This is a genomic window from Streptomyces sp. A5-4, from assembly GCF_051131715.1.
GTDB lineage: Bacteria > Actinomycetota > Actinomycetes > Streptomycetales > Streptomycetaceae > Streptomyces.
Window position 1 is genome coordinate 3,080,298 of the sequence record NZ_CP178591.1, and the last position, 22,531, is coordinate 3,102,828.

20 protein-coding genes and 1 tRNA gene are annotated in these 22,531 nt (G+C 69.7%); 12 read left to right on the top strand and 9 right to left on the bottom strand.

Annotated elements, in window-relative coordinates; all coding sequences use genetic code 11:
• Positions 1–10 precede the first annotated feature (10 nt).
• The 6 genes from ACLLJJ_RS14130 to ACLLJJ_RS14155 all read left to right on the top strand — a co-directional run bounded on the left by ACLLJJ_RS14130 (position 11) and on the right by ACLLJJ_RS14155 (position 4,830).
• Positions 11–84, top strand: a tRNA-Gln gene (locus ACLLJJ_RS14130).
• Positions 85–189: 105 nt separating this feature from the next.
• Positions 190–1,638 (top strand): bifunctional UDP-N-acetylglucosamine diphosphorylase/glucosamine-1-phosphate N-acetyltransferase GlmU, encoded by a 1,449-nt coding sequence (gene glmU / locus ACLLJJ_RS14135; RefSeq protein ID WP_434590660.1) that lies wholly within the window; start codon positions 190–192, stop codon positions 1,636–1,638.
• A gap of 123 nt (positions 1,639–1,761) precedes the next feature.
• Positions 1,762–2,742, top strand: a complete 981-nt coding sequence (locus tag ACLLJJ_RS14140; RefSeq protein ID WP_283515366.1) for a ribose-phosphate diphosphokinase — start codon at positions 1,762–1,764, stop codon at positions 2,740–2,742.
• A 252-nt stretch (positions 2,743–2,994) separates the two neighbouring features.
• Positions 2,995–3,576 carry a 50S ribosomal protein L25/general stress protein Ctc gene (locus tag ACLLJJ_RS14145; RefSeq protein ID WP_434590664.1) on the top strand — a complete coding sequence of 194 codons (582 nt, stop codon included), beginning with the start codon at positions 2,995–2,997 and terminating at the stop codon, positions 3,574–3,576.
• A 139-nt stretch (positions 3,577–3,715) separates the two neighbouring features.
• Positions 3,716–4,306, top strand: coding sequence for an aminoacyl-tRNA hydrolase (gene pth / locus ACLLJJ_RS14150; protein WP_434590666.1), 591 nt, complete (start codon positions 3,716–3,718; stop codon positions 4,304–4,306).
• A 62-nt stretch (positions 4,307–4,368) separates the two neighbouring features.
• Positions 4,369–4,830, top strand: coding sequence for a hypothetical protein (locus ACLLJJ_RS14155; RefSeq protein WP_434590669.1), 462 nt, complete (start codon positions 4,369–4,371; stop codon positions 4,828–4,830).
• A gap of 95 nt (positions 4,831–4,925) precedes the next feature.
• Here ACLLJJ_RS14155 and ppc read toward each other — a convergent pair whose 3' ends face one another.
• Positions 4,926–7,655, bottom strand: a complete 2,730-nt coding sequence (ppc, locus tag ACLLJJ_RS14160; RefSeq protein WP_434590672.1) for a phosphoenolpyruvate carboxylase — start codon at positions 7,653–7,655, stop codon at positions 4,926–4,928.
• A gap of 214 nt (positions 7,656–7,869) precedes the next feature.
• Between ppc and ACLLJJ_RS14165 the strand changes: the two genes are divergently transcribed.
• Both ACLLJJ_RS14165 and ACLLJJ_RS14170 read left to right on the top strand, forming a co-directional pair.
• Positions 7,870–8,874 (top strand): acyl-CoA desaturase, encoded by a 1,005-nt coding sequence (locus ACLLJJ_RS14165; RefSeq protein WP_434590674.1) that lies wholly within the window; start codon positions 7,870–7,872, stop codon positions 8,872–8,874.
• On the top strand, positions 8,871–9,557 hold the full coding sequence (locus ACLLJJ_RS14170; protein WP_434590675.1) for a TetR/AcrR family transcriptional regulator: 687 nt from the start codon (positions 8,871–8,873) through the stop codon (positions 9,555–9,557). The genes ACLLJJ_RS14165 and ACLLJJ_RS14170 overlap by 4 nt, the downstream gene beginning before the upstream one ends.
• 16 nt (positions 9,558–9,573) lie before the next feature.
• Here the strand turns inward: ACLLJJ_RS14170 and ACLLJJ_RS14175 are convergent, their stop codons facing one another.
• Positions 9,574–10,371 (bottom strand): trans-aconitate 2-methyltransferase, encoded by a 798-nt coding sequence (locus ACLLJJ_RS14175; RefSeq protein WP_434590677.1) that lies wholly within the window; start codon positions 10,369–10,371, stop codon positions 9,574–9,576.
• A gap of 89 nt (positions 10,372–10,460) precedes the next feature.
• Between ACLLJJ_RS14175 and ACLLJJ_RS14180 the strand changes: the two genes are divergently transcribed.
• On the top strand, positions 10,461–10,958 hold the full coding sequence (locus ACLLJJ_RS14180) for a MarR family winged helix-turn-helix transcriptional regulator (RefSeq protein ID WP_434590679.1): 498 nt from the start codon (positions 10,461–10,463) through the stop codon (positions 10,956–10,958).
• Here ACLLJJ_RS14180 and ACLLJJ_RS14185 read toward each other — a convergent pair.
• A complete protein-coding gene (locus ACLLJJ_RS14185; RefSeq protein WP_434590680.1) occupies positions 10,917–11,684 on the bottom strand; it encodes a LuxR C-terminal-related transcriptional regulator in 768 nt (255 codons plus the stop codon). The two genes, ACLLJJ_RS14180 and ACLLJJ_RS14185, sit on opposite strands and share 42 nt — an antisense overlap.
• A gap of 332 nt (positions 11,685–12,016) precedes the next feature.
• On the opposite strand from ACLLJJ_RS14185, the gene ACLLJJ_RS14190 reads away from it, so the two are divergent.
• Positions 12,017–12,184 (top strand): hypothetical protein, encoded by a 168-nt coding sequence (locus ACLLJJ_RS14190; protein ID WP_434590682.1) that lies wholly within the window; start codon positions 12,017–12,019, stop codon positions 12,182–12,184.
• Here ACLLJJ_RS14190 and galK read toward each other — a convergent pair.
• From galK to galT, 3 genes are read right to left on the bottom strand one after another with little or no spacing between them, the layout of a single operon-like run.
• Positions 12,177–13,409: a galactokinase gene (galK, locus tag ACLLJJ_RS14195; RefSeq protein ID WP_434590684.1), complete on the bottom strand. Its 1,233-nt coding sequence runs from the start codon at positions 13,407–13,409 to the stop codon at positions 12,177–12,179. The genes ACLLJJ_RS14190 and galK overlap by 8 nt on opposite strands.
• Entirely contained in the window at positions 13,402–14,376 is a 975-nt protein-coding gene (gene galE, locus ACLLJJ_RS14200) for a UDP-glucose 4-epimerase GalE (RefSeq protein WP_434590687.1), read from the bottom strand. Before galE ends, galK begins: the two co-directional genes overlap by 8 nt.
• Positions 14,373–15,434 (bottom strand): galactose-1-phosphate uridylyltransferase, encoded by a 1,062-nt coding sequence (gene galT, locus ACLLJJ_RS14205; protein ID WP_434590689.1) that lies wholly within the window; start codon positions 15,432–15,434, stop codon positions 14,373–14,375. Before galT ends, galE begins: the two co-directional genes overlap by 4 nt.
• Before the next feature lie 239 nt (positions 15,435–15,673).
• Here galT and ACLLJJ_RS14210 point away from each other — a divergent pair, with 239 nt between their 5' ends.
• Positions 15,674–17,344, top strand: coding sequence for a sodium:solute symporter family protein (locus ACLLJJ_RS14210; RefSeq protein ID WP_434590692.1), 1,671 nt, complete (start codon positions 15,674–15,676; stop codon positions 17,342–17,344).
• A gap of 15 nt (positions 17,345–17,359) precedes the next feature.
• Positions 17,360–17,632 carry a hypothetical protein gene (locus tag ACLLJJ_RS14215; RefSeq protein WP_434590695.1) on the top strand — a complete coding sequence of 91 codons (273 nt, stop codon included), beginning with the start codon at positions 17,360–17,362 and terminating at the stop codon, positions 17,630–17,632.
• An 88-nt stretch (positions 17,633–17,720) separates the two neighbouring features.
• Here ACLLJJ_RS14215 and ACLLJJ_RS14220 read toward each other — a convergent pair whose 3' ends face one another.
• The 3 genes from ACLLJJ_RS14220 to ACLLJJ_RS14230 form a co-directional block, all read right to left on the bottom strand.
• Entirely contained in the window at positions 17,721–18,497 is a 777-nt protein-coding gene (locus ACLLJJ_RS14220; protein WP_434590697.1) for a helix-turn-helix transcriptional regulator, read from the bottom strand.
• A gap of 221 nt (positions 18,498–18,718) precedes the next feature.
• Positions 18,719–20,524: a PQQ-binding-like beta-propeller repeat protein gene (locus ACLLJJ_RS14225; protein WP_434590700.1), complete on the bottom strand. Its 1,806-nt coding sequence runs from the start codon at positions 20,522–20,524 to the stop codon at positions 18,719–18,721.
• Between the two features lie 61 nt (positions 20,525–20,585).
• Positions 20,586–22,412 carry a PQQ-binding-like beta-propeller repeat protein gene (locus ACLLJJ_RS14230; RefSeq protein WP_434590703.1) on the bottom strand — a complete coding sequence of 609 codons (1,827 nt, stop codon included), beginning with the start codon at positions 22,410–22,412 and terminating at the stop codon, positions 20,586–20,588.
• Between the last annotated feature and the right edge of the window lie 119 nt (positions 22,413–22,531).

Sequence of the window (22,531 nt, forward strand, 5' to 3'; positions counted from 1 at the left end):
AGACGAACCATCCCGGGTCGTCTAATGGCAGGACAAATGGTTTTGGTCCATTGAATGAGGGTTCGATTCCTTCCCCGGGAGCCATAGCTTCGGGTCCTGACCGCTCTGGTCAGGACCCGCGCGCGTTTCGGCCGTGAGACCCCCCGGTATCCTGCGGGTGTCCACCACCCGAAGCCGAAGGGCATCACCGTGAGCGCCAATCGCCCGGCAGCCGTCGTCGTCCTCGCAGCGGGTGAAGGCACCCGTATGAAGTCGGCCACCCCGAAGGTCCTGCACGAGATCAGCGGGCGCTCGCTCGTCGGCCATGTCGTCGCCGCCTCCCGCGAGCTGGACCCCGAGCACCTCGTCGTGGTCGTCGGCCACGCCCGTGAGCAGGTTTCCGCGCACCTCGCCGAGATCGACACCGAGGTACGTACCGCAGTACAGGAGCAGCAGAAGGGCACCGGTCATGCGGTGCGGATGGGTCTTGAGCAGCTCGGCGGGGGCATCGACGGGACCGTGGTCGTGGTCTGCGGCGACACCCCGCTGCTCACCGGCGACACCCTGACCGAGCTTGCGCGTACGCACGCCGCCGACGGCAACGCCGTGACGGTGCTGACCGCCGAGGTGCCGGATTCCACGGGTTACGGGCGCATCGTCCGGGACGACGCGAGCGGCGCGGTGACCGGGATCGTCGAGCACAAGGACGCGACCGAAGCGCAGCGCGCCATCCGGGAGATCAACTCCGGTGTGTTCGCGTTCGACGGGCAGCTGCTCGCGGACGCGCTGGGCAAGGTGCGTACGGACAACAGCCAGGGCGAGGAGTACCTGACCGACGTCCTGGGGATCCTGCGCGAGGCGGGGCACCGCGTGGGCGCCGCCGTGGCCGGTGACCACCGGGAGATCCTGGGGATCAACAACCGGGTCCAGTTGGCGGAGGCACGCCGGCTGCTGAACGGCCGGCTCCTTGAGCGCGCGATGCTCGGTGGCGTGACCGTGGTGGACCCGGCGTCGACGTTCATCGATGTGACGGTGACCTTCGACCAGGACGCGATCGTGCATCCGGGTACGCAGCTGCTGGGTGCCACGCACCTCGGCGAGGGGTGCGAGGTGGGCCCCAACTCCCGTCTGACGGACACGCTGGTCGGCAAGGACGCCCGGGTGGACAACACCGTGGCGGACCGCACCGAGGTCGGCGAGGGGGCGCTGGTCGGCCCGTACACGTATCTGCGGCCGGGAACGCGGCTGGGTGCGCGGTCCAAGGCCGGGGCGTACGTGGAAATGAAGAACGCCGCGATCGGCGAGGGCACGAAGGTGCCGCACCTCTCGTACGTCGGGGACGCGACCATCGGTGAGTTCACGAACATCGGCGCCGCGAGCGTCTTCGTGAACTACGACGGTGAGGCGAAGCACCACACGACGATCGGGTCGCACTGCCGGACCGGCTCGGACAACATGTTTGTGGCGCCCGTCACGGTCGGGGACGGTGCCTACACCGCCGCGGGTTCGGTCATCACGAAGGATGTACCGGCCGGCTCACTGGCGGTCGCCCGTGGGCAGCAGCGGAATATCGAGGGTTGGGTGGCCCGTAAGCGTCCGGGCAGCGCTGCCGCGCAGGCGGCCCAGTCGGCGGCCGGGAAGGCCGACGGCGAAAGCTGACCGGAAACAGGCGCGTCGGCTACGGCGTACCGTGATAGGTGCACACATTTTCGGCTGGCTCGCACCCCGACTTCTGGGTGTGCGGGCACAGCAGCAATGATTCACGTCCGAGGAGACAGTGCTGTGACCGGGATCAAGACGACCGGCGAGAAGAAGCTGATGCTCTTCTCCGGCCGCGCCCACCCCGAGCTGGCCGAGGAGGTCGCGCACCAGTTGGGTGTCGGCCTCGTGCCGACGAAGGCTTTCGACTTCGCCAATGGTGAGATCTACGTCCGCTACCAGGAGTCGGCGCGTGGCGCCGACTGCTTCTTGATACAGAGCCACACGGCTCCGATCAATAAGTGGATCATGGAGCAGTTGATCATGCTCGATGCTCTGAAGCGGGCCTCGGCCCGGAGCATCACCGTGGTCGTCCCGTCCTACGGCTACGCCCGTCAGGACAAGAAGCACCGTGGTCGCGAGCCCATTTCGGCCCGCCTGATCGCCGACCTGATGAAGACGGCGGGCGCGGACCGCATCGTCACGGTGGACCTGCACACCGACCAGATCCAGGGCTTCTTCGACGGCCCGGTGGACCACCTCTTCGCGCTGCCGGTCCTCGCGGACTACGTGGGCGCGAAGGTGGACCGCAAGAAGCTGACGATCGTCTCTCCGGACGCGGGCCGCGTCCGGGTCGCCGACCGCTGGTGCGACCGGCTGGACGCGCCGCTGGCGATCGTGCACAAGCGCCGTGACAAGGACGTCGCCAACAAGGTGACGGTCCATGAGGTCGTGGGTGACGTCGCGGGCCGCGTCTGCGTCCTGGTCGACGACATGATCGACACGGGTGGCACGATCTGCGCAGCCGCGGACGCGCTGTTCGAGAACGGCGCGGAGGACGTCATCGTGACGGCCACGCACGGCATCCTGTCGGGCCCGGCCGCGGACCGTCTGAAGAACTCGAAGGTGAGCGAGTTCGTCTTCACGGACACGCTGCCGACCCCGGGCGAGCTGGAGCTCGACAAGATCACGGTGCTGTCGATCGCGCCGACGATCGCGCGTGCGCTGCGTGAGGTCTTCGAGGACGGCTCGGTCACGAGCCTCTTCGAGGAGCAGGGCGACTAGTACGCCCGCACACGCCAAGTCGTGAAATTGGTGCCCCGGCCGTCTCGGCCGGGGCACCATTTCGCTCTCTCGATGATCCACTTGGGACCTGCTCGTCACTGCGGGTAGACTCACCGGGTTGCTCGGCGAGGGAAGCTGTGTCCCGTACACAGTTCATCCGTTATCGACGCGCTCTTCGTAGCAGGCCGCCGTTCGTGGGCCGGGTGACTGTCCCCCTTTGCGTCACCTTTTTCTTCTACGAGGAGTGCAGCCATGGCTGAGATCAAGATCGCCGCCGAAGTCCGTAACACGTTCGGCAAGGGCGCCTCGCGTCAGACCCGTCGCGACAACCGCGTTCCCGGCGTCGTCTACGGCCACGGTGCCGAGCCGCTGCACATCACGCTGCCGGCCCACGAGCTGATGATGGCGCTCAAGACCAGCAACGCGCTGCTCAGCCTCCAGGTCGACGGCAAGACCGAGCTGGTCATCCCGAAGGCGATCCAGCGCAACGCGATCCGCCGCAACATCACCCACGTCGACCTGCTCTCGGTCAAGCTGGGCGAGAAGGTCACCGTCGACGTCTCCGTGCACACCGAGGGCGAGCTGGCCCCGGGTGGCAACCTCCTGGAGAACGTGCTGAACACGCTGTCGGTCGAGACCGAGGCCACGCACATCCCGAGCTCCGTCACGGTCTCCATCGCGGGCCTTGAGGCCGGTGCGACGATCCACGCCAAGGACGTCCCGCTGCCCGAGGGCACCACCCTGGTCACCGACCCGGAGGCCGTTGTCATCCAGGTTCTGGCCCCGAAGGAAGAGGCTGTCTCCGAGACCGCCGACGAGACCCCCGAGGCCTGATCCTCGCTGTTCTTCGTTCAGCCGCCGTCCCGCGCAGCAGTGCGCGGGGCGGCGGTTGGCGTATCAAGCGTGGTAGGAGCCGGTGTACGAACCGGTGAGCGGGTGGACCGGCACCTCACCTCTAGGAGAGACGGATCAGATGACGGACGCAGCGGAGCCCTGGCTGATCGTGGGGCTGGGCAATCCGGGGCCGGAGCACGCGGCCAACCGCCACAATGTGGGGTTCATGGTCGCGGACCTGCTCGCGGAGCGGATGCGGTCGAAGTTCAAGGCGCACAAGGCGCGTGCCCAGGTCGTCGAGGGCCGGGTGGGTGCGCCGGGTCCGGCGGGCCGCAGGGTGGTGCTGGCGAAGCCGTTGTCGTACATGAATCTCTCCGGCGGGCCTGTCGCGGCGCTGCGCGACTTCTACAAGGTGGAGACCGCGAACATCGTCGCGATCCACGACGAGTTGGACATCGACCACGGCGTGCTGCGGCTGAAGCTGGGCGGCGGGGACAACGGGCACAACGGTCTGAAGTCGATGACCAAGGCGATGGGTCCGGACTATCACCGGGTGCGCTTCGGCATCGGCCGCCCGCCGGGCCGGATGCAGGTCGCCGACTTCGTGCTGAAGGACTTCTCGTCGACGGAGCGCAAGGAGCTGGACTTCTTCGTGGACCGGGCGGCGGACGCGGTGGAGTGTCTCGTCACCGAGGGCCTTGAGCGTGCTCAGACTACGTACAATTCCTGAGCGATTCCTGGCCAGAGGTTGACCCAGTGCAGTCGTATGGCCAAGGATCGCGCTCCATGGTCATGAAGCGGACTCAAGTGCTCCTGTACGCCCGCCGGGGGGCGATGGCCGTCATCGCCCTGCTGCTGCTCGTCGCAGGCGTGCGCTCCTCCTGGGGCACTGCGCAGCACGTGATGCTCACCAAGGGCCGCGACCACGGCACGATGTCGGTCGCCGACTGCGCGGCGGAGACCTGTACCGGCCCGTACACGCCGGGCGGCGGCACGACCGACCACGCGCGCGTGAGCATCGAGCAGTCGGTCGCCACCAAGAAGGGCGCGTATCTCGCGGTGGTGGTCAAGCCCGGCACCACCGAAGCGGTACGGGCCGGCGCGTCCGGTGTCCTGCTCGCCTGGATGCCGCTGGGCGGCGCGCTGTTGCTGGCAGCGCTGGTGATCGCGGGCGGCCTGCGGCGGACCCGCATCGCGTGGTGGACGGCGCTGGGGGGCGGGCTGTTGCTGGGGGCGGCGTTCCTGTCCCTGTGAGCGGCCCGCGCGACGCCACCGCCCCGCACCCGAGATGAATCCGGGTGCGGGGCGGTGGCGTGCGGGGCGGTGGCGTGCGGAACGCCGGTCGGGGATCAGCCCGTGTTGCGCAGCCCGGCCGCCACACCGTTGACGGTGAGCAGCAGTGCCCGGGCGAGCGCCGGGTCGGGCTCCTCGCCGCGCTCGGCTGCCGCGCGCTGGCGGCCGAGCAGCGAGACCTGGAGGTAGGAGATCGGGTCCAGGTAGGCGTCACGTACGGAGAAGGTCTGCTTGAGCACCGGGTTGGTGTCGAGCAGTTCCTGCCCACCGGTGATCCGCAGGACCTCGGCCACCGTCAGTTCGTGCTCGGCGCGGATCATCTCGAAGACGTGCTTGAGGTCTTCGGGGACGAGCGTGTCGACGTAGTGCTGAGCGATGCGCAGGTCCGTCTTGGCCAGCGTCATCTCGACGTTGGACAGGAAGTTGCGGAAGAAGTGCCACTGCTCGTGCATCTCGTCCAGGACGGTGTCGAGCCCGGCTTCGCGCAGTGCCTTGAGGCCGGAGCCGACGCCGAACCAGCCGGGCACGATCTGCCGTGACTGGGTCCAGCCGAAGACCCACGGGATGGCCCGCAGTCCGTCGAGCCCGGCGCCGCTGTCCGGGCGGCGCGAGGGACGCGAGCCCAGGTGCAGGTCGGCGAGCTGGTCGACGGGGGTGGCCGCGAAGAAGTACGCGGGCAGGTCCGGGTTCTCGACGAGTCGGCGGTACGCCGTGTGCGCGGCCTCGGAGACCGTGTCCATGGCGGCGTCCCAGCGGGCCAGCGCCTCGTCGGACTGGCGCGGCGAGGTGTGCAGCGCGGAGGCCTGGAGGGTGGCGGCGACCGTCAGCTCCAGGTTCTCCCTGGCCAGCGACGGCACCAGGTACTTGTCGGAGATGACCTCGCCCTGCTCGGTGACCTTGATCTCGCCTTCGAGCGTTCCCCAGGGCTGGGCGAGGATCGCGTCGTGCGAGGGGCCGCCGCCACGGCCGACGGTGCCGCCGCGGCCGTGGAAGAGACGCAGGCGTACGCCGTAGCGGTGGGCGACATCGCGCAGCCGGCGCTGGGCGCGGTGGATCTCCCACTGGCTGGTGGTGATCCCGCCGAACTTCGACGAGTCCGAGTAGCCGAGCATGACTTCCTGCACGTCACCGCGCAGGGACACCAGGCGCCGGTACGACGGGTCGGCGAGCATCTCGTCGAGGATCACATCGGCCGCGCGCAGCTCGTCGGTGGTCTCCAGGAGCGGCACGATGCCGATCTTGGCCCAGCCGGCGTGCAGGTCGATGAGACCGGCCTCCCTGGCCAGTACGGCCGCCGCGAAGACGTCGTCGGCGCCCTGGCACATCGAGATGATGTACGACTCGATGACCTCGGGGCCGAACTTGGCGAGGGCTTCCTTGATGGTCGAGAAGACCCCGAGGGTCTTCGCGCCGTCGGCGTCGAGCGGGGCCGGGGTGGGGCCGAGCGGCCTGCGGGACCTGAGCTCCTTGGCGAGGAGCTTCTGCCGGTAGTCGCGGGGCATGTCGGCGTACCGCCAGGACTCCTCCCCGAGCCGGTCGAAGAGCTGTCCGAGGGCGTGGTGGTGGGCGTCCGCGTGCTCGCGTACGTCCATGGTGGCGAGCTGCAGCCCGAACGCGGCGAGCGTGCGGATCGTACGGTCCATGCGGCCGTCGGCGAAGAGGCCGCCGCGGTGGGCGCGCAGCGAGGTCTGGATGAGGACCAGGTCGGCGAGGAGCTCGCCGGTGCCGAGGTAGTCGCAGCCGGGGCGGTGCGCGGTGCCCTTGGCGAGGCGCTCGCGGGTGTTGACGAGCTTTTGCCGGATGCAGGTGGCCTTGAGCCGGTAGGGCTCTTCGACGTTGAGGCGCTTGTAGCGGGGGCTGATCTCCGGGAGGCGCTCCAGGTCGGCCTGGAGCGAGGTGAGCAGCTCCTCGGTGGCGCCCGTGTAGCGGATCGAGTTCGACAGGAGCCCGCGCAGGAAGTCGATGAGCTCCAGTGCGTCGGTGATGCCGTGCTCGTGCTGGAGGATCAGTACTTCCCAGGTGACGGCGGGCGTCACGTTGGGGTTGCCGTCGCGGTCGCCGCCGATCCAGGTGCCGAAGGTCAGCGGCCGGGTCCCGGCGGGCAGCTCGACGCCGACCCGGTCCAGCTCGGACGCGAGGTCCTCCAGTACGTCCCCGACGGCGCCGGCGTGCAGCTCGTCGAGGTAGTAGATGGCGTTGCGGGCCTCGTCGGCGGGCTCGGGGCGTACGACACGCAGCTCGTCGGTCTGCCAGATGAGGTCGATGTTCTCGGCGAGCCGCAGGTCGTGGCGGCGCCGGTCGGCCTCGATGACGGGGGTTTCGAGGAGGGCCGCGATGCGGCGCAGCTTGGTGAGCACGGACCGGCGTGCGGCCTCGGTCGGGTGCGCCGTGAAGACGGGCCTGACGTTGAGGTTCTTGACGGCGGTGGCGAGGTGCTCGGGGTCGGCGTCCTTGAGCCGGTCCGCGGTGCGGGCGAGGAGCCCGCCCTCGGCGGCGCGCTTGACGCGCATCTCGCGGCCACGGTGCACCTGCTCGGTGACGTTGGCGAGGTGGAAGTAGGTGGAGAAGGCCCGTACCAGGCGGCCCGCGGTCTCCAGGTCCGTGTCGCCGAGCAGCTCGGCGGCGGCCTCGCCGTCGGTGCGCGTCAGCGCGCGGACCCGTTCCACCAGCTCAAGGAGCTCGGGGCCCTCCTGGCGGACGAGCGTCTCGCCCAGGAGATCGCCCAGACGGCGGATGTCGGCACGCAGCTCCGGGCTGGTGTGTGAGTTCTGGTCGGCACTGCTCACAGGTGCGGCTCCTTGCAGTGTTTGAGCACGACTGGAGGTTTGTGGACCACGCTGTCCGACGAGACCAAGGATAGGTGTCGAGGGCAAACCGGTTCTCCGCGGCTCTTGCCGCCCGGCGAAGCGCTGCCATACTTACGATGCCGTAGGTTACGCAACCGTAGCCTTTCAGCGGTTCCGCTCTCCCCATCCTCATCCCTCACCCCCAGGGGATCCCATGCCGACAAGCCCCGACGTGCTCGATGACGCCTCGAAGTCGACAGGCGACGCATCCGTCCCGTCCGCCACCCGCGGCGGCGAGTCCAAGCGCAGCATCGAACAGCTGGCGCTGATCCTGTTCATCACCGTCCCCTTCCTCGCCCTCCTCGCGGCCGTGCCCCTGGTGTGGGGATGGGGTGTGAGCTGGCTCGATCTCGGGCTGTTGGTCTTCATGTACTACCTCGGGTGCCACGGCATCACGATCGGCTTCCACCGCTACTTCACGCACGGCTCCTTCAAGGCGAAGCGTCCGCTGCGCATCGCGCTGGCGGTCATGGGCTCGATGGCCGTGGAGGGACCGCTGGTCCGCTGGGTCGCCGATCACCGCAAGCACCACAAGTTCTCGGACGCCGAGGGCGACCCGCATTCGCCGTGGCGGTTCGGTGAGACGCTGCCTGCCCTGATGAAGGGCCTGTGGTGGGCGCACATCGGCTGGATGTTCGACGAGGAGCAGACGCCGCAGCAGAAGTACGCGCCGGACCTGATCAGGGACCCGGCGATCCGCCGCATCTCGCGCGACTTCCTGTACTGGACGATGCTGTCCCTCGCCATCCCGCCGCTGGTCGGCGGGCTGGTGACGATGTCGTGGTGGGGCGCGTTCACGGCGTTCTTCTGGGGCTCCCTGGTACGGGTGGCACTGCTGCACCACGTGACCTGGTCGATCAACTCGATCTGTCACGCGGTGGGCAAGCAGCCGTTCAAGTCCCGGGACCGTTCGGGCAATGTGTGGTGGCTCGCGGTGCTGTCCTGCGGCGAGTCCTGGCACAACCTGCACCACGCCGAACCGACGTCGGCGCGGCACGGTGTAATGAGGGGTCAGGTCGACTCGAGCGCACGCCTGATCCGTTGGTTCGAAAAGGCCGGCTGGGCGTACGACGTCCGGTGGCCGAGCAGCGACCGGATCGAGTCCCGGCGCACGACCAGTTCCTCGGAACGTAAACGCGGTTCCTCAGAAGCGGCATGATGGGCGACGTGGCGATCGACGGCAGCAACCCGGACAGCGAGAAGGTCAAGCCCCCGAGCCGGCGGGCCCGCCGCGTACGCATGACCGGCAAGGAACGCCGGGAGCAGTTGCTCGACATCGGCCGTACCCTCTTCGCCGAGAAGGGCTTCGAGGGCACGTCGGTGGAGGAGATCGCCGCGAAGGCGGGGGTCTCCAAGCCGGTGGTGTACGAGCACTTCGGCGGCAAGGAGGGCCTGTACGCCGTGGTGGTCGACCGTGAGATGCGGCGGCTGCTCGACATCGTGACGGGCGCGCTGACCGCGGGTCACCCGCGTGAGCTGCTTGAGCAGGCGGCGTTCGCGCTCCTCGACTACATCGAGGAGTACACGGACGGTTTCCGCATCCTGGTGCGCGATTCGCCAGTGGCCCAGTCGACGGGCACCTTCGCCTCGTTGATCAGCGACATCGCCACTCAGGTGGAGGACATCCTGGGCCTGGAGTTCAAGGCCCGCGGTTTCGACCCGAAGCTCGCTCCGCTGTACGCGCAGGCACTGGTCGGCAGTGTGGCGCTGACCGGTCAGTGGTGGGTGAACACCCGCAAGCCGAAGAAGGCGGAGGTGGCGGCCCATCTGGTGAACCTGGCGTGGCACGGGCTGGGCAACCTGGAGTCGAAGCCGCGCCTGATAGGCCACCGCAAGAGCTGACGCGGCCCGCCGCCGGTCAGCCGACCCGCGGTTTCCTCGCCACGGCGAAGATCCGGCGGAACGGGAACACCGTGCCGTGCGGACCCGGCGGGTAGGCGTCGCGCAGCGCTTCGGCGTACCGCGCGATGAAGGCGTCGCGCTCGGCGGGGGCGTCGGCCAGGGCCGTGAGGACCGGGCGCAGGGCCGTGCCCTTGACCCAGTCGAGGACCGGGTCCCGGCCGGTGAGGACCTGGAGGTACGTCGTCTCCCACACGTCGACGCCCTCGCAGCCCAGGGTGGTGAGCCGGCTCAGGTACTCGGCGGGTTCGAGTACGCCGGCCGTGCGGTCGCCCACGCCGTGCAGCAGCGGGCGCCAGCGCGGGGATTCGCGGAGCTCGGCGAGGATCGTGTGGCTGGGGGCGGTGAAGTTGCCCGGGACCTGGAAGGCGAGGGTGCCGCCGGGGGTGAGGGCGTCCAGCCAGATCCCGAAGCGGTCCGCGTGGCCGGGCACCCATTGCAGGAGCGCGTTGGACACGATCACGTCGTACGTCTCCTCGGGCACCCAGGTGGCCGCGTCCGCCGGGGCGAAGTCGAGCCGTGGGCCCGCGTACCGCCGGGCCTCCTCCAGCATCTGCGGCGAGCTGTCGTAGCCGGTGATGCGGGCCCCGGGCCAGCGCTCGCCCAGCAGCGCGGTGACGTTGCCCGCGCCGCAGCCCAGGTCGGCGATCCGGGCGGTGGGCGGGGCGTCGAGGCGGGCGAGCAGATCGCGGAAGGGCCGGGTGCGGTGGTCGGCGTGGCGCAGGTACTGCTCCGGGTCCCAGGTGGGTGCTGTCATGCCGGTCAGCTTTCCCGAAAAAGTACCTTGATGTCAAGATACTTGAACTCAAGAGACTTGAGGTCGACAGACCCTCTACACTGATCGTCATGGAGGACGAGGTCGATCGACTGGTCGCAGCTTGGCGCCGCGAGCGCCCCGACCTCGACGTGGAACCACTCGAGGTGCTCAGCCGTGTCAGCAGGCTGGCCAGGCACTTGGACCGGGCCCGTCGACTCGCGTTCTCCGAGCACAGCCTGGAGCCCTGGGAGTTCGACGTGCTCACCTCGCTGCGGCGGGCGGGCGACCCGTACCAGCTCTCGCCTGGCCAGCTCCTGACCCAGACCCTGGTCACCTCGGGCACCATGACCAACCGCATCGACCGGCTCGCCACCAAGGGCCTCGTCGAGCGGCTGCCCGACCCGAGCGACCGGCGCGGCGTGCTGGTGCGGCTCACCGCCGAGGGCCGCGACCGCGCCGACCAGGCACTGGCCGGGCTCCTCGCGCAGGAGCGGGCGATCCTCGGCGAGCTCTCCTGCGCTCAGCGCGGCGAACTGGCCGGGCTGCTACGCCAGTTGACCGCCCCGTTCGACAACGTCCCCGGCTAGGTCGACGGGCCCGACCCCGGCGCGGCGCGCGAGCGCGACCGCGGCGAGCGTGGAGTGCACGCCCAGCTTCCCCAGCACGTTCTGCATGTGCGTGCGGACGGTGTGCGGGGAGAGGAAGAGCCGCTCGGCGACCGCCTTGCGGCCGAGCCCGGCCACCATGCAGCGCAGCACCTCGCGCTCGCGCGGGGTCAGGGACTCCACCAGCCGCTCGCTCTCGGTGCGGTGCTTGCGGGCCGCGGTCAGCTCCCGCAGTACGCCGGTGAGCAGCGCGGGCGGCAGATGCGTCTCGTCGCGCAGGACGCCGCGGATGACGGCCAGCAGGCGTTGCAGTGAGCAGTCCTTGGCGACCCAGCCCGACGCTCCGGCCTGGAGCGCGAGGGCGGCGCGGCGCTGGTCGTCCTTCTCCGCGAGTACGACCGTACGGACGGCGGGCTGTCCCGAACGGACCCCCGCCACCAGGGAGATGCCGTCCACCAGCCCGTCCTCGCCGGGCGGTGGCAGATGCACGGGCCGGTTGACCGGCGCGGCCGACGCACCCAGGTCGGCGTCGACGAGCATCACATCGAATCTGCGGCCTTCCGCGGCTGCCCGCTCCAGGCAGCGCAACGCTGCCGGGCCGCTGCCTGCCGCTGTGACGTCCACGTCGGGCTCGGCCGCGAGGGCCGCTGCGAGCGACTCGGCGAAGATGCGGTGATCGTCCACCACCAGTACCCGGATCCGAACCACGGACACCCCCATGCTGCGTCGTCCGGAGGGACACCCCGGACCCCCGGTGGGGAACGGCCGTCGCGGGTACGGCGCCCGGGAATCGGGCGTCGCAGTCGCGCGGCCGCCGCCGCTTTCCGACTACAGATGCCCCACCCCGCGCGTCGTACCCGTCCGTCTCGCCCCCTGATCGGCACCGGCCCCCACCGGTGCTGCGCCTCAGCCTACGACTGGGTGCCGGGAGCGGAAGGTAATTGGCAGAACTGATTGCCCAGGCTGTTTAAGGTGCGCCTCATGTTTCGTATTGAGACAGAAGTAGACAAAGATCGACGCTCTGTGTTGAGCGACCGGCGATGCGCGCCCTACACGGCACCCCGGCAGACCGCGCACCGAAAGCGGGAGTGCCCGTACGCACGGCTGGAGACCTGGGCCCGTGGGCGGAGCGCACTGTAAGACACGGCCAGGTCACCGACCACCCGCCGGGCGTCACCGAGTTCATCCTGGCCAAGCCGCTCAGCTGACCCGGTGCGCCCCCCGCGAGGGGATCGCCGGGAAGACCCGGGGCTCGGCGTACCCGGCCGCGGCGAAGGCCGCGAGCACCGACTTGGCGACCGTGTCCGCCAGGCCCGACTCGGTCAGCACGACGGCCGAGCCGCCGAAGCCGCCGCCCGTCATCCGCGCGCCCAGCGCGCCCGCCGCGTTCGCGGATTCGACGACCAGGTCCAGCTCGACGCAGGAGACCCGCAGGTCGTCGCGGAGCGAACGGTGGCCCTCGGTGAGCAACGGGCCCACCGCGCGCGGGTCGGAGGCGTCCAGCAGGGCGATGACCTGCTCCACCCGCTGATTGTCGGTGACCACATGGCGTACGTAGCGCACGACGTCCTCGTCGGCCGAAGCGGCCAGCGTCTCCAGCGCGGCCGGCAGCGCTTCGTACGCCACATCGCGCAGCGCGGTGACGCCCAGGGCGCGCGCGCCCGCCTCGCAGCCCGCGCGGCGCTCCGCGTACGCGCCGTCGCCCAGGGCGTGCTTGACGCGGGTGTCGACGACGAGGAGCCGCAGGCGGTGCGTGGCCAGGTCGAAGGGGACCTGGCGCCGGCTGAGGTCGCGGGTGTCCAGGTGCAGGGCGTGGCCCTCGGTGCAGCAGGCGGCGGCCGTCTGGTCCATGATCCCGCAGGGCACACCGACGAAGGCGTTCTCGGCGCGCTGGGCGATGACGGCCAACTGGGGTGCGGTCAAGCCGAGTTCGTACAGGTCGTTGAGAGCGAGGGCGGTGACGACCTCAAGAGCGGCGGACGAGGACAGGCCGGCCCCGGTGGGGACGGTGGAGGTGAGGTGGATGTCGACGCCGGAGACCGGGTGGCCCGCCTCGCGCAGCGCCCACACGACGCCCGCCGGGTACGCGGCCCAGCCGGCGTTGGTCAGCGGCGCGAGATCGTCGACGTCCAGCTGGACGACGCCGCCGTCGATGTCGGCCGAGTGCAGGCGCAGTACGCCGTCGTCGCGCCGTGCGACGGCGGCGAGCGCGGTGTGCGGCAGGGCCAGCGGCAGCACGAAGCCGTCGTTGAAGTCGGTGTACTCGCCGATGAGGTTGACCCGCCCCGGCGCGGCCCACACGCCGTCGGGCCGGGCGCCGTACAGCGCGGCGAAGGCATCGGCGACGCGCGCGGCGTCGGCCGTGTCCGCGCCGGCCGTGTCGGTACTGCCGGTGGCCGTACCGCCGGTGGCCGTACTGCCCGTGTCACTCATGTCCACCGGTCTCCTCCCGCTGGGCGAACGCCCAGGCGTCCGCGACGATCCCCGCGAGGTCGGCGCGCGACGGGCTCCAGCCGAGCCTGCGGTGCGCGGCGTCGGCCGAGGCGACCAGGATCGCCGGGTCGCCGGCCCGGCGCGGGGACGGCGTCTCGGGGATCGGGTGCCCGGTGACCTTGCGTACGGTCTCCACGACCTCACGGACCGAGAAGCCGTTGCCGTTGCCGAGGTTGCAGATCAGGTGCTCGCCCGCCCCGGTGGCGCCCAGCGCCAGCAGATGCGCCTCGGCGAGGTCCGCGACATGGATGTAGTCGCGGACACAGGTGCCGTCGGGCGTCGGATAGTCGTCGCCGTACACCGCGATCGACTCCCGGCGGCCCTGGGCGACCTGGAGGACCAGCGGGATGAGGTGCGACTCGGGGGCGTGCCGCTCGCCGTAGGCCCCGTAGGCGCCCGCGACGTTGAAGTAGCGCAGCGAGACCGCGGCCAGGCCGTGGGCGTGGCATTCGCCGCTGATCATGTGGTCGACGGCGAGCTTCGTGGCGCCGTACGGGTTGGTCGGCGCGGTCGGCGCGCTCTCCGTGATGGGTGTGGACACCGGTTCGCCGTAGGTCGCGGCGGTGGAGGAGAAGACCAGCCTGCGCACCCCGGCCGCCCGCATCGCGGCGAGCAGCGCCATGGTGCCGCCGACGTTGTTCGTCCAGTACTTCTCGGGGTCCACGACGGACTCGCCGACCTGGGAGAACGCGGCGAAGTGCAGGACTCCGTCGTAGCCGGCGTCCAGCCAGCGCGCGGCGTCCTGGACGCGCCCCTCGATGAAGGTGGCGCCCGCCGGGACTCCTTCGCGGAAGCCGGTGGAGAGGTCGTCGAGGACGGTCACCTCGTGCCCCGCCTCCAGGAGATGCGCCGCGACCACACTGCCGACGTATCCCGCACCGCCGGTGACCAAGAACTTCTGACTCACTTGCTCGCTACCTCTCGCAGTCGTGTCGCCGCGGTCTCCGGCGGCACATCGTTGATGAACACATTCATGCCGGACTCGGAACCCGCGAGAAACTTCAGCTTGCCCGCAGTGCGTCGAATGGTGAAAAGCTCAAGGTGGAGCGCGAATCCGCCGAGCCCCGCCTCCCCCAGGTCGCCCAGTTCACCGAAGGGTGCCTGGTGCCACGCGGAGATGTACGGCGTCGGGGGCTCGTCGGGGCCGAAGATCCGGTCGAACCTGCGCAACAGTTCCAGATAGATCTGTGGGAACTCTGTGCGCGCCTCGTCGCCGAGCGCCCGCAGGTCGCGCACGCGCTGCTTGGGGTAGAGGTGCACCTCGTAGGGCCAGTGCGCGGCGTACGGCACGAACGCCACCCAGTGCCCGCCCTCAAGGACCACCCGGGTGCCTTCGGAGCGCTCGTGGGCGAGGACGTCGTCGAAGAGGTTGCGGCCGGTCTTCGCCAGGTGGGCGCGGGCCGAGCGCAGCATCAGCTCGGTGCGCGGGGTGACGAAGGGGTAGCCGTAGATCTGGCCGTGCGGGTGGCCGAGGGTGACGCCGATCTCGGCGCCCCGGTTCTCAAAACAGAACACCTGCTTGACCTGTGGGAGCTCGGCCAGCTCCGCGGTGCGGTCGGTCCAGGCCTCCAGCACGAGCGCGGCCCGGTCCTCGGTGAGGTCGGCGAAGGACGCGTCGTGGTCGGACGTGAAGCAGACGACTTCGCAGCGGCCCGCGTCGCCCACCAGGGAGGGGAAGCGATTCTCGAAGACGGCCACGTCGTAGTCGGCGGCCGGGATCTCGCTGCGCCGGCCGTCCCGGGACGGGCAGAGCGGGCATTCGTCGGCCGGCGGGTGGTAGATGCGGGCCTGCCGGTGCGAGGCGACGGCGACCGCGTCGCCGAGCAGCGGATCGTGGCGGATCTGCGCGGTGGTGGCGACGGGATCGAGGGGTCTCAGGTCCGGTGCGTCGCGCACCGTGTCGTCGCGGGAGTCGTAATAGAGCAGCTCACGACCGTCGGCGAGGCGGGTCGACGTCTTCTTCACGCGCTGGGGCTCCTCATCGCACTTATCCAACAGAACCGAACACAACAAACCATGAGCCAACAGTTCCGTCAACGGGGAGCGCCGGAGCCGGCCAGCGAGACGCCCTGGGTCGCGGGGGGGCGACAGGTAAGCCCTTTCGATCACAATCCAACAAAGAACACCACCAGAAGTATTCAATTCCCGTACCGAGAGGCGTAGGTTCCGTCTGGATCATTTCGCTCGACGAATCAGGTGCCCTCATGCACTACCTGGCCGAAGGGCTTCGGCTCCCCACCAACGGGCTCGACTACACCATCCTGGCGATCTACTTCGCCGTGGTCCTCGGCATCGGGTTCGCCGCGCGGGCCAGTGTGAAGACCAGCCTCGACTTCTTCCTGTCCGGCCGCTCACTGCCCGCCTGGGTCACCGGCCTGGCCTTCGTCGCAGCCAACCTCGGTGCCACCGAGATCCTGGGCATGGCGGCGACCGGCGCGCAGTACGGCGTGGCCGTCGTGCACTGGTACTGGATCGGCGCCATCCCGGCCATGGTCTTCCTCGGCCTGGTGATGATGCCCTTCTACTACGGGTCGAAGGTCCGCTCCGTACCGGAGTTCCTGCTCCAGCGCTTCGACAAGTCCGCGCACCTGCTGAGCTCGGTCCTCTTCGCCTTCGCCGCCATCCTCATCGCGGGCGTCAACCTCTACGCCCTGTCGATCGTCGTCGAGGCACTGCTCGGCTGGCCGCAGTGGCTCGCGATCGTGGTGGCCGGGCTCTTCGTCCTCGCGTACATCACCATCGGCGGTCTCTCCTCGGCGATCTACAACGAGGTGCTCCAGTTCTTCGTGATCCTCGCCGCGCTCATCCCGCTGGCCATCCTCGGCCTGAAGCGGGTCGGCGGCTGGGACGGTCTGAGCGGCTCGCTGCAGAAGAGCCACGGCGACAACTTCATGACCGCCTGGGGCGGTACGGGCATCGGTGACGCCAACCCGCTCGGCGCGAACTGGCTGACCATCGTGCTCGGCCTCGGGTTCGTGCTGTCCTTCGGCTACTGGACGACCAACTTCGCCGAGGTGCAGCGCGCCCTGTCCGCGAAGAACCTGTCCGCCGCGAAGCGCACCCCCCTCATCGCCGCCTTCCCGAAGATGTTCATCGTCTTCCTGGTGATGATCCCGGGCCTGGTCGCCGCGGTGATCGTGCCGAAGATCGGCACGCCGGGCTCGGACCTGACGTACAACGACGCGATCCCCCTGCTCATGCAGGAACTGCTGCCGAACGGCGTGCTGGGCATCGCGGTCACCGGTCTGCTGGCCGCGTTCATGGCGGGCATGGCGGCCAACATCTCGTCCTTCAACACCGTGTTCACGTACGACATCTGGTCGAAGTACGTGAAGCAGGGCCGCGAGGACGCCTACTACCTGCGCTTCGGCCGCCTGATCACCGCGATCGGCGTGCTGGCCTCCATCGGCACGGCCTTCATCGCCTCCAGCTTCACCAACATCATGAGCTACCTCCAGACGCTCTTCTCCTTCTTCAACGTCCCGATGTTCGTGGTCTTCATCATCGGAATGTTCTGGAAGCGGGCCTCGATGAAGTCCGGCGTCTGGGGCCTGTTCGCGGGCACCACGGCCGCGATGGTCAACTACTTCTGGATCTACAAGCAGGGGATCATCGACATCCCCACCGACCAAGGCGCCAACTTCGTCTCGGCGATCGTCGGCTTCGTCGCCGGAGCGGTCGTCATGGTCGCGGTCACGCTCTTCACCGCGCCCAAGCCCGAGGCCGAACTGGCGGGTCTGGTGTACGGAACGCAGTCCCCGGACATGGAGGAGGCCCCGGCCGAAGGCGACGACGCCTGGTACCGCAGGCCCGCCCTGCTGGGCTGGGGTGCGATCGCCCTCGCCGCCCTCTGCTACATCCCCTACTCCTTCTGATCGGAGGCCACAAAAATGTCCGACCTGCAGCGCGAAGTCTCCGCACTGGAGAGCAAGTCCGCCACCGCGGCACGCCTCTTCGACATCCGGCGCATCATCGGCGGGCTGTTCACGCTCTACGGCGTCATCGTGACGATCGCCGGGATCAACCCCTCGGCGGCCGACCTCAAGAAGGCCCAGGACATCAACATCAACCTCTGGACGGGCCTGGCCATGCTCGCCCTCGGGCTGTTCTTCCTGATCTGGCTGAAGCTGCGCCCCACCGCGCCGCCGCCGCCCGAGGCGTAACGGGTCTGTGTCCGCGTCCCGGCCTGGACGCGGACACAGCCACAGCCACAGCCACAGCCACACCGGAGCGCCTGACGGGGCCGGACCGTCACTCGTGGTCCGGCCCCGCCGCCATGTCCCGCGTCATGTCCCGTGCCATGTCCCGCGCCACGGCCTGCGTCACCTCGCGCGGCGGATCCCCCGCCGTGCCGGGCCCGGCGCCCACCATGGCCCGGTCGAGCAGCCCGGTGCGCGCGGCGAGCGCCGCCGCCTCCAGGCGCGAGCCCACTCCCAGCTTCATCAGCACCCGCTGGACGTGCGTACGGGCGGTGCTCGGCGCGATGCCCATCCCGGCCGCGATCAGCCGGGTGTCCTCGCCGTCCGCGACCCGCAGCAGGACCTCGACCTCGCGCGGGGTGAGCAGCTGCAGCAGCCGTTGGCCCTCGTCGTCCGGTTGCGCGGCCGGGTTGAGCAGCTCGGCGAACGCCCCCTGCAACAGCTGCGGCGACACCGCCGCGTCACCCGCCCTGGCCTTCACCATGGCGCGTTCCACGCCCTCGATGCGCTCGTCATGTCGTACGTAACCGGCTGCTCCGGCGGCGAACGCCGCGGCGATCCCCCGCGGGTTGGACACCGGTCCGAGCACCACGACCGCCACCTGCGGGCGCTCACTTCTGATCCGCACGATCGGGTCGAAAACCCCTGGTCCGGCAGGTGACGCCGTGCCGAACAGACATACTTCGGGCGCTCTGCTGACGACCAGGTCCGCCGCGCCCGCGGTCGGGGCGGCCGCCGCGAGCACCCGGTGCCCACGCAGTTTCAACGCCGAGGCGAGCGCCTCGGCGAGCAATCGGTGGTCATCGACCACCATGAGCCGCACGCCCATCGAGCAACCCCCCATACCCCCGGAGCTGGCCCCCCGACCCTCCTGACCCGGCAAGCTACACGCTTGTTCGACGATGCGCGCCCCTTACCCGGGAGAAGCCCCTCGGATTGTCGAATTCCACGCCATTGCGGACTACTTGCCGGACAAACATGGCACAAAGCGACCCCGGCAGTGGATGCGTACCACTGCCGGGGCCGGTGTGCGACCGCGCTCCCGCTAGGTCACTTGGTGCCGAAGCCGATCGCCAGGAACCGCTCGTCGCCGGGGCGCGCCTCGCTCATCAGGACCGTCGCCAGGAACAGCCTGCCGTTGGCGAAGCGGTACTCGGCGGAGTCCGGCGAGAACGTGGACTCGACCTTGATGACCGCGTCATTGGCCGGATTCTCCATCAGCACGGTCTGCTTCATGGAGCCGCCGTTGATGCTCACGACCTGGCCACCCTTGCTGAACGGCGCCGACTTGTACGCGATCAGATTGCCGCCGTCCATGCGGATCGGGTCGATCGTGTAGCGCTCGCCCGCGTCGATCCGGTCAGCGGTGATCTTGCCCGTGGTGAGGTCGAACGAGACGATCTCGTTCGTACGGGAGCCGTCGTCACCGGCGCCCGGGTGCTCCTCGCTCGGCACATAGATCTTGCCGTTGCCGACGGCGACCTGGGAGCAGCCCTCGGTGTCGCGGCACCGCGGCGCGTACTTCTCCGCGTCGACGGCGATCTTGGCGCGCAGCTTGCCGGTCTTCTCGTCGATCGAGAAGAAGTCGGTGACGCCACTGCCGTCGCCCGCGGTCTCGCCGACGTCGGCCGCCGCCACCAGCGGCTTCGTGGAGACGATGCTGGCGTTCTCGACGCCGCTCGGCAGCTTGTACTTGGCGAGCGGGGTGCCGTCCTTCGGGTTGAGGTACTCGATGGAGAGCACCGCCGCGTCGTACGGACCGCACTGGCGCACCGTCGCGAGGGCCTCGCCACCCGCGTAACCGACGTCGCGGCACTGCTCGACGTTCTCCACCGGCTTCCAGAGGAGCTTGCCGCCAACCACGTCCCACGCGGCGCCGCCACCGGTACCGCCGGCCGCGACCGTGCCGCCGCCGATCGTGATCTCGCTGAAGGTGACCTTCCGGTCGCCGTCCTTGACCGACTTCTGCCAGAGCAGCTTGCCCTCGGTCAGGTCGATCAGACCGACCTCGGTGCAGGGGGTGTACTTCTGGCCCTCCTGCGCCGGACCCGCGAAGGCGATGGCCGTCTTGTTGGCGGTGACGTGCTTGGACGCCGCGCAGACCTCGCCCGAGAGCGGGATCTTCCACAGCTCCGCGCCCGTGTCCAGGTCGTGCGCCACGACCTCGTTGAGGCCGCTCTTGACGTACGCCTTGTCGGTGATCCAGGAACCGGCCATGCTCGCGACCGATTCGGTCACCTTGGGCGAAGGCAGCTTGTAGAGCACCTTGGACTTGGTGCTCCCGGCCGGCTTCTCCTTGCCCTCGCCGTCCGGGGCGGGCTTGTCGTCGGCGGGCTCGTCGCCGCCGCCGGTCGTGCCCGCGGAGGAGGTGGCTTCCTGCTTCTTGTCGCCGTCGTCTTTCTTGGAGTTGTAGATCACGACTCCGCCGACGACCAGCGCCAGGGCGACGACCGACGCGGCAATGATCATCGCGATGGTGTTGACGTTCTTGCCGCCGCCACCGGGGCCGCCCTGCGGGGGCGGCCCCTGCGGGTAACCCTGCTGCTGGCCGTACGGACCGGCCTGACCCGGGTACTGCTGACCGGGCTGACCGGGCTGACCGGGCTGACCGGGGTAGCCGTACCCCGGCTGCTGCGCGGGCTGGCCCGGCGGCATCTGCGGCGGCCGGCCGGGCTGGCCCGGGTAGCCGTAGCCCGGCTGGGCGGGCGGCGTCTGCGGGTAGCCGTAGCCGGGCTGATCGGCGGGCGGCGGCGTGGGGGCGCCGAAACCGCCGGGCGGCGGCGGGGTCGGGGCGCCGAAACCACCGCCGGGCGGCGGCTCGTTGGGCGGCGGAGGTGGCTGGGGCGGCTGCGTCATGGCGGATCTACCTTCGGGGACGAAAGGGGTGGGGGGGAGATTCAGAACCGGCTCGGCGCGCTCACTTGCCGAAGACCATCATCGTCTTCTCGCCCTCCTTGTCGTCGCTGCCGGTCAGGGTCGGCGGGGTGATGAAGAGGCGGCCGTCCGTGTAGGAGACGCCACGGTTGCTGAAGCCGTTCTCGATCTCCGCGGTCGACTCCGGGGACTTCAGCTCCGACTTGGGCGCGCCACCCGCGGGGCCGATGCTGACGATCCCACCGCCGTGGTCGTAGGACGGCTGGACGTACGCCAGCACGTTGGAGCCCTCCATGCGGACCGGAAGCATCGTGCGGTCCTTGCCCGCCGGCGAACGCCACTTCTCCTTACCGGTGTTCAGGTTGAAGGCGATGATGTCGTTCGTCCGGTCGAAGCCGTCCGCGCCACCCTTCTCCTCCTCCGTGGGGAGATACAGGGTGTTGGCGTCCGCGACCGTGCCGAGGCAGCCCTGCAGGTTGTCGTCGATGATCGCCCAGCCGCACTGTGGCTGGATGCTCTCCTTGGTGCTCAGCTGCGATCGGACGCTGCCGTCACCCTTGAGCGTGGTGACGTTCCACGCCTTCTTCTCCTCGTTGGTCAGGTAGAGCACCACCGGGTCGACCGAGTAGACGCGCTTGACCTGCCAGCCCTTGGGCACCGGGAAGGTCCACTTGCCCGCGCCCGTGGCCGAGTTGACCTCGCGCACCTGCTGGGCCTTGCCGTCGGTGCCACAGCTGTCGACCGCGATGAGCTTGCTGCCGCCCGCGAACGAGTCCGCGCCGCAGCCGTTGACCTTCAGGTCGCCGAAGGCCTTGCTGCCGTCGGTGACCCGGTAGGCGCTGGAGACGCCCCAGCGGCTGGCCGTGACGGTGTCGCCGGAGATCGCCAGCTCCATGCTGGAGGAGCCGTCGAAGAGGTTCTCCTTCTTGACCTCCGTCGTCCAGCCCGCCTTGCCGGTGCTCAGGTCGACGAGCCGCAGCTGGTTGCACTTGGCCTTGTCGGTCGTGCCGTCCTTGAGGCCGACGACGAGCTTTCCGCTGGACGTGGTGTTCCTGGGCGCGGCGCACAGTTCGTTCTCGAACGGCACTTCCCACACCTTCTTACCGGTGTTCACGTCGAACGCGGTGACCTTCTTGTAGAGGGCCTGCACCACCACGCCCCCGGTGAACCACGGGCCGTACGCCGCGTGACTGCCGCGCGGCATGTCGACGTCGTTGGTCTTCAGCCACAGCACCTTGGCCTCGCCCGGCTGGCGCCCGACGTTGAGGTCGTCGTTCGTCTTGCGGCCGGTGCCCTCGCCGTCACCCTCGTCCGCGGAGGGCGCGCCGGTCGGCTTGTCGTCCTTCTTGCTGCTCTCCCGCGCGATGGGCTTCTTCTCGCCACCGCCGTCGTCTCCGACCGCGAAGTAGACACCTGCGCCGATGAGGAGCACCGCCGCGAGGGCCCCGCCGATGATGGCCGCGGGCTTGCCCTTGAAGAAGCTGCCGCCACCGCCGCCGCCCGGTGCCGAGGCGCCGGGGTACTGCTGCTGGGTGGGGTAACCGCCGTAGGGGCCGGGCTGGTGCGGCTGGCCGTACGGGCCGGTCTGCGGCTGGCCGTACGGGCCCGGCTGCTGGGGCTGGCCGTACGGGCCGGTCTGCGGCTGACCGCCGGGCTGGGCGGGGTAGCCGTAGCCGGGCTGCGGTGCCTGGGGCGGCGGTGCCTGCGGGTAGCCGTAGCCGGGCTGCTGCTGGGGCGGCTGCCCCTGCGGCGGCGTCGGCGGGGCCGGCGGCATCTGCGGCGGCTGGGCCGGCGGCTGCGGGGCTCCCTTCTGTGGGTCCTGCGGCGCTCCGAAGCCGCCCTGCGGCGGCTGGTTGGGCGGCTGAGACATCAGCACTTACCTCTTCACACGGGTGATCCGCAGCCCGGTCGGTCTCCCCCGCGTTTCCGGTGGTGAAATACCCCCGGAAAGGAGCGAATCGGGCTGGGATCCCGCAAATTTACGTCAGT